This is a genomic window from Saliniramus sp. (assembly GCF_035311605.1).
In the GTDB taxonomy this organism is placed as follows: Bacteria; Pseudomonadota; Alphaproteobacteria; order Rhizobiales; family Beijerinckiaceae; genus Saliniramus.
In genome coordinates this window covers 1-17,264 of sequence record NZ_DATGCW010000020.1, presented here as the reverse complement: position 1 = coordinate 17,264, position 17,264 = coordinate 1, and the positions used below count along the sequence as shown (strand labels likewise).

18 protein-coding genes are annotated in these 17,264 nt (G+C 64.8%); 7 read left to right on the top strand and 11 right to left on the bottom strand.

The annotated features are described in order from the left end of the window. The coding region (locus tag VKP01_RS00985; RefSeq protein ID WP_414706481.1) for a GNAT family N-acetyltransferase at positions 1 to 848 on the bottom strand (848 nt) is incomplete at its 3' end. 200 nt (positions 849 to 1,048) lie between these two features. On the opposite strand from VKP01_RS00985, the gene VKP01_RS00980 reads away from it, so the two are divergent. Then, positions 1,049 to 2,659, top strand: a complete 1,611-nt coding sequence (locus VKP01_RS00980; protein WP_324409774.1) for a sensor histidine kinase — start codon at positions 1,049 to 1,051, stop codon at positions 2,657 to 2,659. Between the two features lie 6 nt (positions 2,660 to 2,665). Here VKP01_RS00980 and VKP01_RS00975 read toward each other — a convergent pair whose 3' ends face one another. The 5 genes from VKP01_RS00975 to VKP01_RS00955 form a co-directional block, all read right to left on the bottom strand. Further along, complete coding sequence (locus tag VKP01_RS00975; protein WP_324409773.1) at positions 2,666 to 3,175, bottom strand: YcbK family protein; 510 nt, start codon at positions 3,173 to 3,175, stop codon at positions 2,666 to 2,668. Positions 3,176 to 3,392: 217 nt separating this feature from the next. After that, positions 3,393 to 4,244: a 23S rRNA (adenine(2030)-N(6))-methyltransferase RlmJ gene (locus VKP01_RS00970; RefSeq protein WP_324409772.1), complete on the bottom strand. Its 852-nt coding sequence runs from the start codon at positions 4,242 to 4,244 to the stop codon at positions 3,393 to 3,395. A 9-nt stretch (positions 4,245 to 4,253) separates the two neighbouring features. Then, positions 4,254 to 4,751 (bottom strand): hypothetical protein, encoded by a 498-nt coding sequence (locus VKP01_RS00965; protein WP_324409771.1) that lies wholly within the window; start codon positions 4,749 to 4,751, stop codon positions 4,254 to 4,256. Between the two features lie 103 nt (positions 4,752 to 4,854). Beyond that, positions 4,855 to 5,751 (bottom strand): extensin family protein, encoded by an 897-nt coding sequence (locus VKP01_RS00960; RefSeq protein WP_324409770.1) that lies wholly within the window; start codon positions 5,749 to 5,751, stop codon positions 4,855 to 4,857. A gap of 74 nt (positions 5,752 to 5,825) precedes the next feature. Continuing rightward, positions 5,826 to 6,467 (bottom strand): TetR/AcrR family transcriptional regulator, encoded by a 642-nt coding sequence (locus VKP01_RS00955; RefSeq protein ID WP_324409769.1) that lies wholly within the window; start codon positions 6,465 to 6,467, stop codon positions 5,826 to 5,828. Positions 6,468 to 6,559: 92 nt separating this feature from the next. On the opposite strand from VKP01_RS00955, the gene VKP01_RS00950 reads away from it, so the two are divergent. Further along, positions 6,560 to 7,819, top strand: coding sequence for an amidase (locus VKP01_RS00950; RefSeq protein ID WP_324409768.1), 1,260 nt, complete (start codon positions 6,560 to 6,562; stop codon positions 7,817 to 7,819). Between the two features lie 510 nt (positions 7,820 to 8,329). Continuing rightward, complete coding sequence (locus VKP01_RS00945) at positions 8,330 to 9,241, top strand: MBL fold metallo-hydrolase (RefSeq protein ID WP_324409767.1); 912 nt, start codon at positions 8,330 to 8,332, stop codon at positions 9,239 to 9,241. 6 nt (positions 9,242 to 9,247) lie between these two features. Here VKP01_RS00945 and VKP01_RS00940 read toward each other — a convergent pair whose 3' ends face one another. Further along, positions 9,248 to 10,153 (bottom strand): hypothetical protein, encoded by a 906-nt coding sequence (locus VKP01_RS00940; protein WP_324409766.1) that lies wholly within the window; start codon positions 10,151 to 10,153, stop codon positions 9,248 to 9,250. Between the two features lie 192 nt (positions 10,154 to 10,345). Here VKP01_RS00940 and VKP01_RS00935 point away from each other — a divergent pair, with 192 nt between their 5' ends. Further along, a complete protein-coding gene (locus tag VKP01_RS00935) occupies positions 10,346 to 11,140 on the top strand; it encodes an SDR family NAD(P)-dependent oxidoreductase (RefSeq protein WP_324409765.1) in 795 nt (264 codons plus the stop codon). On the opposite strand, the gene VKP01_RS00930 is transcribed toward VKP01_RS00935, so the two are convergent. From VKP01_RS00930 to VKP01_RS00920, 3 genes are read right to left on the bottom strand one after another with little or no spacing between them, the layout of a single operon-like run. Then, positions 11,141 to 12,556, bottom strand: coding sequence for an ATP-binding protein (locus tag VKP01_RS00930; RefSeq protein ID WP_414706484.1), 1,416 nt, complete (start codon positions 12,554 to 12,556; stop codon positions 11,141 to 11,143). It lies immediately after the preceding gene. Positions 12,557 to 12,564: 8 nt separating this feature from the next. Then, on the bottom strand, positions 12,565 to 13,278 hold the full coding sequence (locus VKP01_RS00925) for a response regulator transcription factor (protein ID WP_324409763.1): 714 nt from the start codon (positions 13,276 to 13,278) through the stop codon (positions 12,565 to 12,567). Beyond that, on the bottom strand, positions 13,278 to 13,844 hold the full coding sequence (locus tag VKP01_RS00920; protein ID WP_414706483.1) for a MarR family winged helix-turn-helix transcriptional regulator: 567 nt from the start codon (positions 13,842 to 13,844) through the stop codon (positions 13,278 to 13,280). Before VKP01_RS00920 ends, VKP01_RS00925 begins: the two co-directional genes overlap by 1 nt. A gap of 193 nt (positions 13,845 to 14,037) precedes the next feature. Here VKP01_RS00920 and VKP01_RS00915 point away from each other — a divergent pair, with 193 nt between their 5' ends. Next, positions 14,038 to 14,925, top strand: coding sequence for a branched-chain amino acid aminotransferase (locus tag VKP01_RS00915; protein WP_324409762.1), 888 nt, complete (start codon positions 14,038 to 14,040; stop codon positions 14,923 to 14,925). Between the two features lie 74 nt (positions 14,926 to 14,999). Here the strand turns inward: VKP01_RS00915 and VKP01_RS00910 are convergent, their stop codons facing one another. After that, positions 15,000 to 15,461 carry a RidA family protein gene (locus VKP01_RS00910; RefSeq protein ID WP_324409761.1) on the bottom strand — a complete coding sequence of 154 codons (462 nt, stop codon included), beginning with the start codon at positions 15,459 to 15,461 and terminating at the stop codon, positions 15,000 to 15,002. Between the two features lie 149 nt (positions 15,462 to 15,610). Between VKP01_RS00910 and VKP01_RS00905 the strand changes: the two genes are divergently transcribed. Further along, a complete protein-coding gene (locus VKP01_RS00905) occupies positions 15,611 to 16,852 on the top strand; it encodes a VWA domain-containing protein (RefSeq protein ID WP_324409760.1) in 1,242 nt (413 codons plus the stop codon). 10 nt (positions 16,853 to 16,862) lie between these two features. Continuing rightward, positions 16,863 to 17,189 carry an XdhC family protein gene (locus VKP01_RS00900; protein ID WP_324409759.1) on the top strand — a complete coding sequence of 109 codons (327 nt, stop codon included), beginning with the start codon at positions 16,863 to 16,865 and terminating at the stop codon, positions 17,187 to 17,189. Positions 17,190 to 17,264: the final 75 nt, after the last annotated feature.

Here is a 17,264-nt window from a genome sequence, read left to right as displayed (position 1 = left end):
CCATCGAGCAGCAGCTGGTCGACGCGGCGGCTGCCGGGTGGCAGATCGGGCCGGAACAACCGCGCCAGCATGGTGCGTGTCGCGTCTTTCTGCGCCAGCGCGGTCCCGCTGGTCCCTTTCCAGCCCCCCGCCTCGAGGGCGAGGAATGACTGCGTCGCTGCCGCGCAGCCTTGCGGATCGGTACGACTCTCCACCGTCAGGGTCGCGTTGTTCGACAGGGCATTGCGCAGCCGCTTGAGCCCCTTGCGCCGGCTGCGGCCATAGGCACGATGGATAAAGGCTTCATAGGATTGTGCGGGCGTCGCGACGGGACGCGCGAAGGGGTCGAGTGCGCGCCATGTTGCGCCGACCTCGCGCAGAGCGGTGAGCAGCGCATCGCCGATCGGGCCGGAGAGCGGCACGTGGCGCAGAAGCACCGGCTCTGCGCCATTGCCGAGCGCGCGGATCAGGCTTGCGGCCCATCCGGGGGGCGCATCACGGGCGATCAGCGGTGTGCCGCAGGGCAGGTAGGGCGAAGTGTAATTCGCGCCCCCGCGTCGCCATCCGATCCGGGTCCCGCGCCAAATCGAGGGCAGCAGACCAAAGAGCCGGCCTTCACCTCGCCCGTCGGCAAGGTGCAGGCAGATGAGTTGCAGGCGATCTCGCGCTGACGGATCGGCGGCCAGCAAGGCTTCGAGGGCGGCAGGCGTGTAGAACGGATTGGGGTGGAGCGGGTCTGCGGCCAGGGCCTCCCATTCCCGCAAGAGCGCCGGCTCTGCTTCTGCGAAAAGCACCCGTCGGGTCGCGTAATCCACGTCGGCCTGGCGCCGCGCAGTTTCAGGACGCTCATTCCCCTCCAACACGGTCATGCCCGAATCCCCGTCGCCCGAATCACGACTTCATGACAACCTCGCTTATGGCGCTTACGGGATATTTAATCAAATCCCGATAAAATAAAGGAAAATTCTGGCAAATAGGAACAATTCGGCTGATCGGCGCGTTCTCGGAGCGCTTGCGATATCGAAAACCCCGGAGGTCTCGCCGGTCATGCCCGGAGAAGCTTGAGTGCATGTTGCAGCGCAGCGAACCAGCAAACTCCCCCGACCAGCCCTCGGATAATGGCGAGGCTGCGGGGCGTCGGCATGCCTCGACGCTGGTCGAGAAAGCCTTTCCACAATTTCTGGTAATTGCCATCCTGCTGCCACTCCTCTTCTTCGGCTTTGCGGCTTATCGCGACTGGACCGGTGTCCGCGCCGAGGCTGAGACGCAAGTCGCGCATGTTCGCGATGTCCTGGTCGAGCACGCCCAGCGGGTGTTCAAGACGCATGAACTCGCGGCTCTCGCGACGCGCGACCGGATACGGCGCACGCCTGCGGCGCAGCCTGATGACTTACGCGGGTTCCTGCTTTCCCTCGCCGGCGCCTTTCCTGAAATCGCGTCGATATCGGTGATCGATGCGCGGGGACGGCTTCTGGCGTCGAGTGCACGTGAGGCCGATGCGCCTGTCAGCTTTGCCGATGCGGGATGGTTTCGCCGCCTGCGCGAGGGAGAAGTGTCGCGCGTCGTGGAGGTCGACCCGGCACAGACCGCCATTGCACAAGGTCTTTTCACGTTGAGTTTCCGCCATGATGATCCCGAAGGCGGGTTTGACGGCGCAGTGAGGCTGGCAATTTCACCCGGGTATTTCAATATCTTCCATTCTGGCATCGCACCGGAGCGGGGGGTGATCACGCTGTTTCACGACAACGGCGAGATGCTCAGCCGCTATCCACCGGATTTGGCTATGGCCAGTGATCTGGCGCAGGATGACACGTTCCGTAAGGCTGTCGCCGAAGCGCCGTCGGGCTTGATCACGTATCGCAGCCCAGGTGACGGCGAGCAGCGCCTTTATGGCTACGCGCAGGTCGGCGCGTATCCGGTCTACCTCGCTTACGGTCTCGGTCGCTCCGATATGCTCGGCATCTGGCTGGGCCGGCTCGGCGCCTATGCCGGATTCTTCATTCCTGCAGGTGCTGCGCTGCTGGTCCTGGCCCTGTTCGCCTGGCGCAATCATCGCGAGCTGGAAGACACGGTTGAACTGCGCACGCAGGCGCTCTCTTCCGCGATCGCCGAGAAGAACCAGCTTCTCAAGGAAGTGCATCACCGCGTGAAGAACAACATGCAGATCATCTCATCGCTGATCCGCATGCAGGAGCGTGTGCATACTTCACCGGACGAGACCATCAGGCGGGTTCAGGCCATGGCTCTGGTCCATGATCTGATCTACAGCCACGGCGATTTCGCCAGCGTCAATCTGGCCGCCTATGCCCATCGCCTGGTCGAGGGCATGCGGCGCGGACGCGACGATCCGCCGGAATTCGATCTCCAGCTCGAACCGGTGACCATCGCGCTCGATCGCGCCATGCCCTTTGCACTGATCCTGAGCGAGGTCGTCAGCAATGCGGCGAGCCACACCTTTTCGGAGGATGCGAGCCCGATCACGATCGCGCTGCGACGTGAGGATGATGAAATCGAACTCTGTGTGGACGATGAGGGGGAGGGACCGAATCCGGAGATCGACGGGCGCGGTTTCGGCCTTCGTCTGATCAAGTCGCTCGCTGTTCAACTCGGGGCGCGCATGACCTATGAGCGCCACCATGGTGCCGTCTTCCGTTTGCGCTTTCCGGTGGACCCCGTCTGAGATTGTTCACCAGGTTCGTCTTGCGCCGTTATCGATATGGATCACGCCGTTGCGGTACATCTTCAGCCCCCCGACATCGGGGTGTTCGCGCAGCCAAGCCATGACTTCGCGCCCACGCGCATCGACGCGAAAATCGATGGCGCGACAATCGAGATGCAGTGATTGCGGCGCGCCGCCGGCGCGGCGATTGCGCTTTGGGCTGCGATGGGTGGATTGTACCGAGATGGCGCCGAATTCCTCGGCGACCTTTGCGAGAACGCCCTTCAGATCGTGGGGAAGGCACTCGGTCGGCGTGCTTGCGCGGACCACGATCGCACCGGCATTCACATGCTTTCGGAAACCCGAGAGGTTGCGACCGCCACCGAACAGGGCTGCGAGCCCGCCCCCGGTGGATGCGACCTGCATGTTGCCCTCAGCCGGCACGGCATCACCGCCTCCGGCAAGGGACGAATGTGCAGCGAATGCGAGCATGGTTGCCGCAATGAGTATCGGCAGCACTGTTCCTGCCATGCGCATGGCATATTCACTTCCTGCCTCCCGAACCAGAACGACGTTCCCGCTATGGAGCCGTTTTACGACCCTCATGCCGCTTGTGAGTTGGCACGCGTGATCGCCATCGACCGTGTCTGGTGCTGCGCGCGGTCCTTTCAAGTGTCGGAATGTGTCGCTTGCCCGAACGAAAAGCGGCAATTTCTGGGAATCTGTGCGTGTTGCGCCCGCCCGTAGGGCCCGATCAGGCCGGTTCTCCAGGCGTCTCGATACGAATGCGCCCCGCGCCGGGCTCCTGTTCGAGCCGTTGCGCAAGATCCGGCATCAGCCGCTTCATCTCACCGTGGAGCGTATAAGGCGGGTTCACGATGACGAGACCACAGCCGATCAGGCGCGGTTCCGGGTGCTCTGTCAGAACCCGCATTTCGAGGCGCAGAGTGGGGCGGGGGAGACTTGCGAGCGGGGCCAGCGCTTCATCGACCTCGCGCTGTCGCTTGATCGGATACCAGCCGACGTAGATGCCGCCGGGCCATTTCGTCGTCGCCGCAGCGATCTCATGCGTGAGCCGGCCCAGTTCGCCGGTTTTCTCATAGGGCGGGTCGATCAAGACGAGGCCCCGCTTCTCCTTGGGCGGTATCATCGCGCCGAGGGCCTGCCAGCCATCGAGATTGAGTGCCTTGAGATTGCTTACCTGATGATAGCGCGCGGCCAGCACCGCGTGATCGGCAGGGTGGAGCTCGACCAGAATGCCGCGATCCGACGGGCGCAGCATTTCGCGGATGATCGCCGGCGAGCCAGGATAGATGCCCTCGCCGTAACGGGCCCGAATGCCGGCGAGCACATTGCGGTAAGGCGCCAGCAGCGCCTCGCATTCAGGCGCGAGCGGCGCGTCGTCGAGGCGTCCGATCCCGTCGACCCACTCACCGGTGCGCGATGCCTCGTCGGCCTCGAGATTGTAGAGGCCTATCCCGGCATGGGTATCGATGGCGCGAAACGGTTTATCCTTGAGCGCGAGATAGGCGAGGATGCGTGTCAGCACGACATGCTTGAGCACATCGGCGAAATTTCCCGCGTGAAAGGCGTGGCGGTAGTTCATGCGCGGCGATCAGGGCCGGAAGGCGCGGCAATCCGGTCCCGCATGCTGATGGCGCACCAGATCGGCCACGCACCATTCGACGCCCCAGTTGCCGAAAATACCGCGCCCCTCCACGATGATGTAATCGACACGGCTGTGATGCGTGCCGGCTTCGCTCGTCAGCATCGCCCGCGCAGAGCAGAAGCGACGCGGGATGTAGCTATCGCCCCAGGGACGCAGCGCGATCTGTCGCGCCTGTGTGAGTTCGGTGAGGCGGATCCCGGAATCCCAGAAGCGCGATTCGCGCGAGTCAAAGCGCGCGGCGATCCTTGACAGAACGAGGTGGTCGTCACAGGCGGGGAGTTCTCCGGTCCAGCGCACGGCGCGCTCCTCGGCACGCGGTTGTGCCCAGCGATCGGCCTGCGCAGCGGATGGAAGGAGGAGTGCCGTCGCCAATGCCAGCGCTGCCGCCAGCACCGCTGAAGCGGTCTGCCGGAGATTCGGAGCCGAATTCGACGTCGTGATCATTGCCGCACCACCTCTCACCTGCCCGGACACATGACCCGTGGTCTCGGATGGCGGCACATTCCGTCAGACGGGCCTTGCGGTCAAGCGCAGGTGGCGGGTGGGCTCAATAGATCGGCCCGAAGCGTGACCCGGTTTGCGGCTCGAGCACCGGCGCGATCGGAAACGGATCGGCTTGCGGAGCCGGTCGGCTCCATTCCTGCGGCGCGCGCGGTAACGTATCCGGCCTCTCCTGCCTCACGCTATGCACCGGCTCGGCACCCGTCGTATCGCCCCCCTTGCGCGGCCAGACGCTCATGATCGGCGCGGCATCCGGGTCGATCCGGGGTGTGAAATCGATTTCCGGTCGGCAGACATGAATGTCGCCATTGCGGCCATGGCGGGCGAGATCGAGATGGAAATGGTCGTAATGGAAGGCGTCGGATCCCGGCCCGAGCACCGTCGTGAAGTAACGGCAGGCGCCGACGAAGACCTCGCGCAGGAAGGCCCGCTCGGCCTGATCGCCGCGCCAGCCGTCGCTGATCGTGATGCTGCGGCCATCGGTGAGGCTGAACGACATCACGTCGACGGCGTTGCCGAAAGCATGCTCGGACATCCGCGCGCCCGGGCGGCTGTTGCGGGTGCGGCAGGAATAATCGCCCGAGCGCATGCCGGTGACGCGCGATCCGAAATAGAGCATCGCCGCAGGCTGCACGATGTCCCGCAGCCAGCGATCCGTCTCGGCGATCACCGGGCAGCCGAGCGTGGCGGGGTTGCTGAGCGCAACCCGTCCTTCGTCGAGGGCTGTGACGCGGAACGGGCGGGTGATGCCACAGGATCCGGGCCCGCTGATGGGCGAGAGCCGCGACGCGTAGGAAGAGCGGCTGACATCGCCGCGTGCGAGGCAGGCCCGTTCGGCCTCGCTTCGCCACGCTTCACGCGGCTCCCCGGGCAACAGCGAGCAGCCCGTCAGTATGACACTGACGCCGACGAGAACTCCGAAGGCTACAGATACGCGACGCATGCGTATACAATGCGCCATCATCGGTAAAGGATTTGTCAATCCGTTGCCGATGGCGGTGCGCCTCTGTCGGCGGATTACTCGGGCGGTTGGCCGGCGGCTGCCAGTAGCGCCATGGCACCATCAACGAGAATCTGTTCTGCGCTCATCGCAGAGTATTCCAGGTGGCCGATCGCATCCAGTGTCGCAACGCCATGTGACAGGCTCCAAATCCGGAAAGCCAGCGGACCGGCAGCTTGTTCAGGGAGCCTGCGCTCGGCAAGGATCGATGTGATCGTCGATATCAGGAGCTTGAAGGCCGCATCATGCTCTTCGTCCGGCAACGCCTCATCGCCCTTGGGGAAGGCGAACATGGCGGCATAATAGCCGGGCTCCGTGCGGGCGAAGCCGAGATAGGCGCGCGCCATGGCTGCAAGCGCCTCGCGCGGATCGCAATGCTCGCTCGTGGCGGTGAAGATGCGCTTTCCGAACAGGATGAAACCCTCATTCGCGACAGCCCGCATCAGGGCGTCACGATCGGTGAAATGGCGATAGGGTGCGGCTGCGCTGACGCCGGCCTTGCGTGCGGCGTCGGCGAGGGTAAAGCCCTGCGGCCCGCGCGCCGCGAGCAAATCACGCGTCGCGTTGACCAGTGCAGCGCGCAGATTACCATGATGGTATCCACGTTTGCCGATGGGCTGTTCTCGGGCCGTTGCAATATGTGGCGCGCGTTTGTCCATTGTCCCTGCGTCAGTTTCCTGTTTCTCATTATGACAAAAACGTGGCACTTTAGGCTAGGGTCAATTTACGCTACCGATCACAACAAGGTGCCATGCTCTCTCTTCTCGATCTTTTGCGCCGCATCGATGCGGGCCATATCAGCGCGCAATCGGCGCTCTCCCATTGCCTCGATCTGATCGAGGCGCGTGAATACGCGGTACGCGCCTTCACCCATATGGACACCCATGCGGCTGCGGCGGCGCAGGGGTCGCTTCGCGGGATCGCTGTCGGCATCAAGGACATCATCGACGTGGCCGGCATGCCCACGGGGATGGGATCGCCGATCTATCGCGACAATGTGGCGCGCGCCGACGCGTCGATAACCGCGATGTTGCGCCGGGCCGGCGGGACGCCTCTGGCAAAGACGACGACGACGGCCTTCGCCTTTCTGGACCCGACCGAGACACTCAATCCGCATAACCCTGCCCACACACCCGGTGGCTCTTCAGCCGGTTCGGCTGCGGCGGTCGGAGCCGGTATGCTGCCGCTCGCAATCGGGACGCAGACGGGTGGGTCGGTGATCCGCCCGGCGTCCTATTGCGGCACGGCTGCGATCAAGCCGTCCTTCCGGCTGCTGCCGACGGTCGGGGTCAAGTGTTATTCCTGGGCGCTCGACACGCTCGGTCTGTTCGCGGCCAGCGTGCCGGATCTCGCCTATGCGCTTGCCGCTCTGGGCGAGCGCCCGGATCTGCGCCTGCCGGATGACCGGGCGCCGGATTCGCCTGCCGGTCTGCGTATCGGTCTGCTCACACAGGATTTCGCGGGGCCGCCCGAGGATGACTCGGCGGCGGCACTTGATGCCGCGGTCAAGGCGATCGAGGCGGACGGGGCGCAGGTGACGCCGGTTTCCGCCCCAGAGGCGCTGGCCGCCGCCTATCATGTGCACGGCATCATCCAGGATTACGAATCAGCCCGCGCGCTGGCCTGGGAATATGACGCACATCGCGATCAGTTGCCGCCGATCCTGGGCGAGGCCCTCGATGCGGCGCAGCATGTGCCCGCCGGGGCCTATGACGAAGCCCGGCGTACAGCACATCAGGCACGGCGCGAGGCCAAGAGTTTCATGCGTGAATACGATGCGCTGCTGACCTTCGCGAGCCCTGGTTCCGCGCCGGAAGGTCTCGCCTCGACGGGTGAATCACGCTTCAACCGGCTGTGGACCCTGATGGGCGTTCCGGCGGTCAGCGTACCCGGTTTTCACAATGCGGCAGGGCTTCCCGTGGGGGTGCAGATCGTTACGGCATTCGGTCGTGACGACAAGGCGTTGCAGGTCGCGGCATGCGTCGAGAAGGCACTGCAGAAAAGGCTGTGAACAACCTGGCTTCATGATGGTACAAACCTGTTTCAATACAATGCGTTAACCGATTATTAAGGATGATCGTCGCGGGTGCCTGAGCAGGGGTTGTGTCGAATGCATCTTGCAGCGGATGCTGAGCATGCTAATCTGTTTCGACGGTCCCCCGTCAGGGAGGTTACAAATGGGCCTGATCTCGAAACTCAACCTTGTTCCAAAGTTGAATGTTGCTGCGGTTTGCGCGGCGCTGGTTTTTGTCGGTGCCGTCGTCGCGGGCGTGTTTTGAGGAGATGATGCGCCGGGGGAACGGTTTCGCTCATTCCCGGCGGTCGATGTAACATACCATCGCAAAAGCACGAGCTTCCACTGATCGAAGCCTGTCGACATCGGGCCCGCCGTCGTGAAACGACGGCGGGTTTCTCATGCGAGACGCTGCGCCGGGGGCTTCGAAAATCCGCCGGAAGCGCTTGCTGAAATCCCCCGATCGGGGCACTTGCCAGAAAACGTACGAGCGCCGAACCTGACCCGATGGATGAGCCCCTGACCTTCGAAACCACCTTCGATTCCCCTGCCGGCCTGTGCGAGCGGTTATCGCCACGCCTGCGCCGCATCGTTGCTGGCAATGGCGGGCCGATGACCTTCACCGGCACCTGCACCTATCTCGTCGGAACGTCCGACATTGCCGTGATCGACCCTGGCCCCGAGGATCCGGCCCATATGGAGGCGATTCTCGCCGCGATTGGTGAGGCGCGCATCAGCGCCATTCTCGTCACCCACACCCATCGCGATCATTCACCGGGCGCGCGACCGCTTGCGCGGGCGACCGGTGCGCCGATCATCGGCTGCGGCCCGCATCGCCCGGCGCGACCACTGGAGACCGGCGAGGCCAACCGGATGGAAGGGGCCGGTGACCGCGAGCATCGTCCCGAACGCGAGCTGGCGGACGGTGACATCGTCTCCGGGGAGGGCTGGACGCTGGAGGCGGTGGCGACGCCCGGCCATACCGCCAACCATCTTGCTTTCGCCCTGCGTGAGGAGAAGGCGCTGTTCTCCGGCGATCACGTCATGGCCTGGTCGACGTCCTTCGTTGGTCCGCCGGATGGCGATATGGCCGCCTATATGCGCTCGCTCGACAAGCTGCGGGCGCGCGACGATGCAATCTACTGGCCCGGTCATGGTGGCCCGGTCCGTGAACCGGCGCGGTTCGTTCGTGCGCTGATTGCGCATCGCCGCCAGCGCGAGGCGATGATCCTGGCGCGGATCGCCGCAGGTGATCAGATGATCGCGCAGATCGTCGCAAATGTGTATCCCGGCCTCGCGCCGGCGCTGATCGGCGCGGCCTCGCTCAACGTGCTCGCGCATATCGAGGATCTGGTCGCGCGCGGGCAGGTACGGGCGGAGGGCACGGTCGGGCTGGAAGGCAGCTACCACCCCGTATGACGGTGATCAGCGTGGGTTGTCCAGAAAGGCGATCTCGGCGAGATAGGCACGCAGCAATGCGCTGTTGGCGCCGATATCGTAATTGCCCTGCGGCGCGGTCGCACGCGCATCGATGCGCACCCGGTCACCTACCGGGGTGATGCGCACGGAAAGCCGCAGCGGCAGGCGCAGGATCGGGGTTTCGCCAATTGCTTCCAGGGTGACGGACCGCATCTCTGCCTCCACGCCCGACATCACGCCCCCCGTCTCCGGGGTGTTCGGAAAATCGGGGCGCAGCGGGGGCAGGGGTGGCGGGTCATCGGGTAGCCGCGAAAGTGCGGCCTCTGCCGCCTCACGGGCCTGCGCATCTGCGGGCCCACCTTCGTCTTCGAGGCGCAGATCCAGCGCGCTTGCCGCCCGCCGTGCCAGTTCTTCCGTTTCCCGCAGTGGGGCGTCGAGATAGAGCGGGCGCACCATGGCCCGGGCGCGCCATGTCCGGGTCATCGGCGCTTCGGGAACGAGGCGGTCGAGCAGTCCGGGCCGCTGCGGCAACGCCTCATCCGGCGCGGCGAAGGCCGGCGGATTCTGGAGATCGGTGCTGATGTCGCGCGATTGCGGAGCATGCAGACGCAATCCTGCTATATAGAGCGGCAGTGCAAGAATCAGGAGCGCGAGCACGAAACCCGTCACTGCGGATGCAGCTCCCCGCCGCCCAAGATACCAGATCCGCGAGAAAGCGGCGAGTGCGAGACCGAGGGCGATCGCCGCGATGACGAGCCCGGCGAGGATCGCCGCCATACCGGCATCGAGATCGACCTGGCGCGCGCGGGTGAGATAGAGCGCGAGCCCGGTCGAGGTCAGCGACAGAAGCGCCATCCGGCGGGACCAGACGGCGAAGCGCGAAACCGGCTCGATGATGGTGATGCGACGCATGCTTCTTTTTTGCAGAAGCCGCGCGGTTTGCAAATGCCGATCATGGCACATGCGCCACGAACGGTGCGAGGCGGTTCATCATGCGCGTTCGCGCCGGTTCGGATCGAGAAAGGCCACATGGTCAGCCCGGTGAGCACGGCGTAAGGTCCGCCCGGAAATGCGTGGCACCTGAGAATAGCGGGGAAAAAGATGATGCTGAAGCTGACGGACAGGATCGCGCTGGTCACGGGGGCAGGGTCGAGCGGGCCGGGATTCGGTAACGGCAAGGCGATTGCCACCATCTTCGCCCGTCAGGGTGCGCGCATTATCGGGATCGACCGGGATCCGGCGGCGCTGGAGGAGACCGGGCGGCTGATCAAGCAGGAGGGCGGAAGCTTCACCGGCCATGCCTGCGACGTCACCGACGAGGCCTCCGTGTCGGCTCTGTTCGATCTGATCGCGCGGGATTTCGGGCGGCTGGACATCCTCGTCAACAATGTCGGCCGCTCAGAGCCGGGCGGGCCGGTGGAACTGACGCACGAAGTCTGGGACGCGCAGATGGACGTCAACCTCACCAGCGCCTTCCTGACCTGCAAGCACGCTTTGCCGATAATGGAAGGGCAGGGTGGCGGCGTCGTCGTCAACGTCTCCTCGATCGCGGGGCTGCGTTATATCGGCAAGCCGCAGGTGGCCTATGCCGCAGCCAAGGCGGCGCTGATCCAGATGACCAAGACCACGGCCGTGATCTATGCCGATCGCGGCATCCGCCTCAATTGCGTGGTGCCCGGTCTGATGGACACGCCCCTCGTGCGCCGGCTCGCTGAGAAATATGCGGGCGGTGACTACGAAGGATTTGCCGCGACACGTGCGAAACAGGTGCCGATGGGGCGAATGGGCGATTCCTTCGACGTGGCCCATGCCGCATTGTTTCTGGCATCCGAGGAGGCGCGCTACATCACCGGCACCGAGATCGTCGTCGATGGCGGCATAACGGCGGCCACGCGCTGATCAGGCAGGGATGCGCAGGCTGGCGCGCAGGCCGCCCAGCGGACTGTCATCAAGGCTGATATCGCCGCCATGCGAGCGTGCGATGTCACGGGCGATCGACAGGCCGAGCCCTGAACCGCTTTCATCCTGATTGCGCGCTTCGTCGAGCCGCACGAAGGGCTTGAACACCTGATCGCGCACTTCCTCGGGGATTCCCGGCCCGTCATCATCGACATGCAGCACGAGCCAGCGGGTTTCGTGATTGGCGTTGATCGCGATGGTGTCGCCATGGCGTGCCGCGTTGGAGACGAGGTTGAAGACGAGGCGGCGGAACGCATCCGGGCGCACGACCACCTGCGGGTCGCCATCGACGCGCAGCCGGGTGGGATGCCCCTGGCGCTCGGCATCGGCGCTGATTTCGCCGAGCAGCTCGCGCAGATCCGTGGGCGCCGCCTGTTCGCCGGAATCGCCGCGGGCGAACGCGAGATAACCCTCCAGCATGCGGCTCATCTCGTCGACGTCACGCTCGAGATCGCGCACGTCGTCGCTCGGTTCCAGCAGGGCCAGCGAGAGCTTGAAGCGGGTGAGGATCGTGCGCAGATCGTGGCTGACACCGTTGAGCATCGCGGTACGCTGATCGATGGCGCGCTCGATGCGCCGCTTCATCTCGATGAAGGCATGGCCGGCCTGGCGGACCTCGCGCGCGCCGCGCGGGCGGAATTCGATTTCGCGCCCCTTGCCGAAGCTCTCCGCCGCCTCGGCCAGGCGCAGGATCGGGCGGATCTGATTGCGCAGGAAGATGATCGCGATGCCCATCAGCACGAGGGAGGTGCCGCCCATCCAGAGCAGGAAAATGTGGGAATTCGAGGCATACGCCTGCGAGCGCTCGGTAATCACCCGCATGATTCCGTCATCGAGCCGGATCCGGATCTCGATCAGATCGGAGCGCCCCACCGTGTCGATCCAGAACGGACGTTCCACCTGGCGTGCGATTTCGCTGGAGAGCGCCTGATCGAGGATGGAGAAGAACGGCTTCGGTCCCGGCGGCGGGAGCTCGGTGTCGCGCAGGATCTCGACATCGAGCCCGAGGCGCTGATCGGCGATGCGGATGAGTTCGCTGGCTTCACCGTCCTGGGGGAAGGTCTCGTAAATGTCGATCAGCGCTGCAATATCGGCGGTCACGGCGGAAGAGAGCCGCATCGTCACGGTCTGCCAGTGCCGCTCCATGAAGGTGTAGGCGATGAAGGATTGCAGCAGTACGATCGGCGCGATGATGATGATCAACGCGCGCGCGAACAGCCCCTTGGGCATGGCGGCGCCGACCCGGCGCGCGACGGCGCCGTAGATCCGCCCGAGCAGGGCGACGAAGCGGCGCGCCGCACCGAAGCGGCCGGCGGGGAGGCGCAGGCGCGGGAGGCGATTGGTCCGGGTGCGAATGAGGCGCATCACTCCACGATAAGCCGATATCCGATCCCGCGCACCGTCTGGAGAAACACGGGATTGGCCGGGTCGCTCTCGATCTTGCGGCGCAGGCGGTTGATCTGCACGTCAACGGTGCGCTCATTGGCGGCTCCGCCCGCATCGGCAAGCTCTTCGCGATGCACATGCCCGCCCAGCCGGCGCCCGAGCAGGTTCAGCATCTCGCGTTCGCGTTCGGTGAGGCGGATGAGTTCCTCGCCCCGGCGCAGTTCACCGCGATCGAAGCGATAGACGAAGGCGCCGAAGCGGATCGCCTCCGGCAGCATTGCGCTTTCGCCTTCACCCGACCCGGCGCGGCGCATGATGTTGCCGAGGCGCAGCACCAGCTCGCGCGGCTCGAAGGGCTTGGGCAGATAATCGTCGGCACCGATCTCCAACCCGGTGACGCGGTCCTGCGAATCCACGCGGGCGGTCAGCATCAGGATCGGCACCTGCGAGCGCGTGCGCATCCAGCGTGCGAAATCGAAGCCGTTTTCACCCGGCATCATCACGTCGAGGACGAGGGCATCGAAGACGAGATGCTCGCACATGCCGCGCGCTTCTGCCGCGCTTGCGGCCGCCGTAACGCGAAAACCATTCTCCGTGAGGAACTTGCTCAGAAGGTCGCGCAGGCGGCGGTCATCATCGACGACCAGGATATGCGGCGCGTCATCTGGCAGTTCGTTGCGGCTCGCGGGCATCAGCGCTCCTCGCCCGGTCCGTGCCGTTGCGCGGGTGTGGCCGCGAGCTGTGCGACGCGCGCGCGCTCCTGCGGATCGACCATCGCGGTCAGGTAATCCTTGACGAAACGATGCATTGCCGCGCGCTCCTCCGTCGGCACCGTTTCCAGCGCCCGCATGATCCGTCCGGTCTGCAGATCGGCCAGCCGCAAAGCCAGCTCCTCGCCTGCCTGCGTGGCGAAGAGGAGGCGCTGGCGGCGATCCGTCGTGCCCATCCGGCTGACGATGAAATCCTTTTCGACCAGCTCCTTGAGCACACGGTTGAGACTCTGCTTGGTGATCTTGAGGATGTCCAGCAATTCGGCGATCGTCAGCCCGGGTTGGCGCGAGACGAAATGCAGCACCCGGTGATGCGCGCGTCCGAAGCCGTATTCCGCCAGAATGCGGTCGGGACCGGAGACGAAATCCCGATAGGCGAAAAAGAACAGTTCGATCAGATCATAGGCGGGTACGTCTCGCCCCGGCGCTTCCCCGGCGGGCGGCTCGTCGCTCACGGCTGCGAGAACGGCAGGTTGGGAAGAGCGTATCGACACGAAAAATCTCTCATCCGGTTATGTCAGCCTTATTGACATATCCCAAGAGGATTGTTACCCGTCAAGCGCAATCGGCGAAATGATCGAACGTAAATGAGCCGATTGTCGCAATCGCGTGTCACGAAGGGCCTTGGGAGAACGGTTCTCGCGTGTATACGCAGGTAGTCATTCCAGGGAGTGTGTTTCGATGTCGCCTATCTCCTTCGATCAGCAGGACGGCTGGATCTGGCTGGACGGCGCGCTGACGCCGTGGGCCGAGGCCAAGCTGCATGTATTGTCGCACGGCCTGCACTACGGCTCGTCCGTATTCGAGGGAGAGCGTGCCTATGGTGGCGAGATATTCAAGTCGCTGGAGCATTCCGAGCGGTTGCTGCGTTCGGCCGAGGTGCTGGACTTCGAAATCCCCTATACCGCCGCCGAGATCGACGCCGCCAAGCGCCTCGTCATCGCGCAGAACGGGCTCGTCGATGCCTATGTGCGCCCCGTCGCGTGGCGCGGATCCGAGATGATGGGCGTCTCGGCGCAGAAGAATACCATTCATCTGGCAATCGCGGCATGGGAATGGCCCAGCTATTTCGATCCCGCCGAGCGCCTCAAGGGCATCCGGCTCGATGTTGCGGATTACCGCCGCCCGGATCCGATGACGGCGCCGTGCCATTCCAAGGCGGCGGGTCTCTACATGATCTGCACGATCTCCAAGCATGCCGCCGAGCGCAAGGGCTACGCCGATGCGCTGATGCTCGACTGGCAGGGCCGCGTGGCCGAATGCACCGGCGCGAACGTGTTCTTTACCCGTGACGGGGCGATTCATACGCCGGTCGCGGACTGCTTCCTCGATGGCATTACCCGCCGTACCGTGATCGATCTCGCCAAGCGACGCGGCTTTGAAGTGATCGAACGCCGGATCATGCCGAACGAACTCGGCAGTTTCAGCGAGTGCTTCATCACCGGCACGGCGGCCGAGGTCACCCCGGTTTCCGAGATCGGCCCGCACCGCTATCAGCCGGGCGACGTCACCCGCACGCTGATGGAGGATTACATGGCCGAGGTGCAGCCGAAGGCCGTGGCCGCATAAGCTGCGCTTTCGTCAAGAATGGTAGAAGGCCGGGTATTTGCCCGGCTTTCTTCCTTTGTGTCCGGCTTCCGGATTCAATCATGCACCCGGATGATCGCCTCGATCTCCACCGTGATGCCCCCGGGCAGCGAGCCCATGCCGACGGCGGAGCGCGCATGCCGACCGCGCTCGCCCAGCGCCTCGACGAGCAGGTCCGAGCAGCCGTTGATCACCTTGGGCTGCTCACCGAATTCCGGCGTCGCGTTGACCATGCCCAGCAGTTTGACGAATTCCACCTTGTCGAGATCGCCGGCGGCCTGTTTCGCCACGGCCAGCAATTGCAGGGCGATGATCTTCGCATGGGTATAGGCGGTTTCGGTATCGACATCCGCCCCGACCTTGCCGGTATGCGAGCCGCCCTCGGGTTTGCGCGGGCCCTGGCCGGAGAGGTAGACGAGGTCGCCGACGCGTTTCCACGGGACGTAATTGCCCATCGGCGTCGGCAATTGGGGCAGGGCGAGGCCCAATTCCGAGAGTTTCGCTTCGACGGCGCTCATGGCATTTCTCCTTCTTGATGGCATTCTCTCACTGTTATCGTTTCAGCTTGGCGCTGCGCCGGCAAGCATCCCGGTCGTGAGAAATCCGGCAACGCATTCGGTGATGCGAGCTCTTGCATCGACCCCGCTCTCCGACGCACAATCACGCCATGAATGAGCATCCCACCAGTGAACCGAATCCGGGCGACGGCAGCGGCAAGCTCGCGGAAAATATCGCGTATTTCGCCCGCGCCCTGCGCGCCGCCGGTCTCCCCGTCGGCCCCGCTGCGGTGATGGATGCGATTGATGCGGTGGGGGCGGCGCGGATCGGCGAGCGCGAGGATTTCTACTGGACGCTGCACGCCGTCTTCGTGAAGAAGCACGAGCACACGATCGTCTTCGACCAGGCGTTTCGCCTGTTCTGGCGCCGGCGCGCGCTGATCGAGAAGCTGATCGCCCAGATGTCGCCCATGGCGCCGGGCAAGGGCAAGGACGAGGACAAGCCGCGCGCCGCCGCCTCGCGGGTGGCCGAGGCCCTCAAGCCGCCGGGCAAGGACCCCGAGATCGAGGAGCAGGAGCAGATATTCTCCGCGCGGCTGACGGTTTCTGATCGCGAAGTGCTGCGCAGCAAGGATTTCGCCCAGATGAGTGCCGCCGAGATCGCGCGCACCAAACGCCTGATCAGCCAACTGCGTCTGCCGGCGGAGGAGCTTGTCACCCGCCGTTTCCGGCCCGATCCGCGCGGTGCGCGCATCGATATGCGCCGCACGCTGCAGCGTTCGCTGCGCTCGGGTGGTCACGCCATCGATCTCGCCTTTGCCAGCCGCGCCATCCGCCAGCCGCCGGTGGTGGCGCTCGTCGACATATCGGGTTCGATGTCGGAATATTCCCGGCTCTTCCTGCATTTCCTGCATGCCGTGGCCGAGACGCGGCGCAAGGTGCATTCCTTCGTCTTCGCCACGCGGCTCACCAATATCAGCCGCGAGCTCACCAGCCGCGATCCGGACGAGGCGCTGGCGCGGGCCGGGCAGCGGGTTCAGGATTGGGAGGGCGGCACGCGCATTGCCACCGCCTTACGGGATTTCAACCGGCTCTGGTCGCGCCGGGTGCTGGGGCAGGGGGCCGTCGTCCTGCTCTTCACCGACGGTCTGGAGCGCGACGTCTCGCCCGATCTCGCCTTCGAGATGGACCGGCTGAAGCGTTCCTGCCGCCGCCTCGTCTGGCTCAACCCGCTTTTGCGATACGAGGCCTTCCAGGCCCGCGCTTCCGGCATCCGCGCCATGCTGCCGCATGTCCACGAGTTCCGCCCGATCCATAATCTGCGCTCCATGGAAGCTTTGTGCGACGCGCTCGCCGCCGCCCGCACGCGCGAGGCCGATCCGGCCCGCTGGCTGCGTGCAATGGCTGCATAAGGGGATAATCATGATTGCCAATGAGGACGATATCCTGCGTGAAGCCGAGGTCTGGGCCCACGACGGGCGCGGCGTCGCGCTCGCCACCGTGGTCGAGACCTGGGGCTCGGCGCCGCGCCCGGTCGGCTCGCATCTCGTGATCGACGCCGAGGGCAGCTTCCTCGGCTCTGTCTCCGGCGGCTGCGTCGAGGGTGCGGTCATCGCCGACGCGCTCGACGTGATCGAGAGTGGCAAGCCGAAAATGCTGGAATTCGGCGTCGCCGACGAAACCGCCTGGCAAGTGGGCCTCTCCTGCGGCGGCCGCATCCGCGTCTATGTGGAGCGGATTGATGGGTGATCGGATGGTCGCTGCGATTGCTTCCAGCGCATCTGCCCTCTCCCTCCGAGGAGAGGGGCCGGGGGTGAGGGGCGT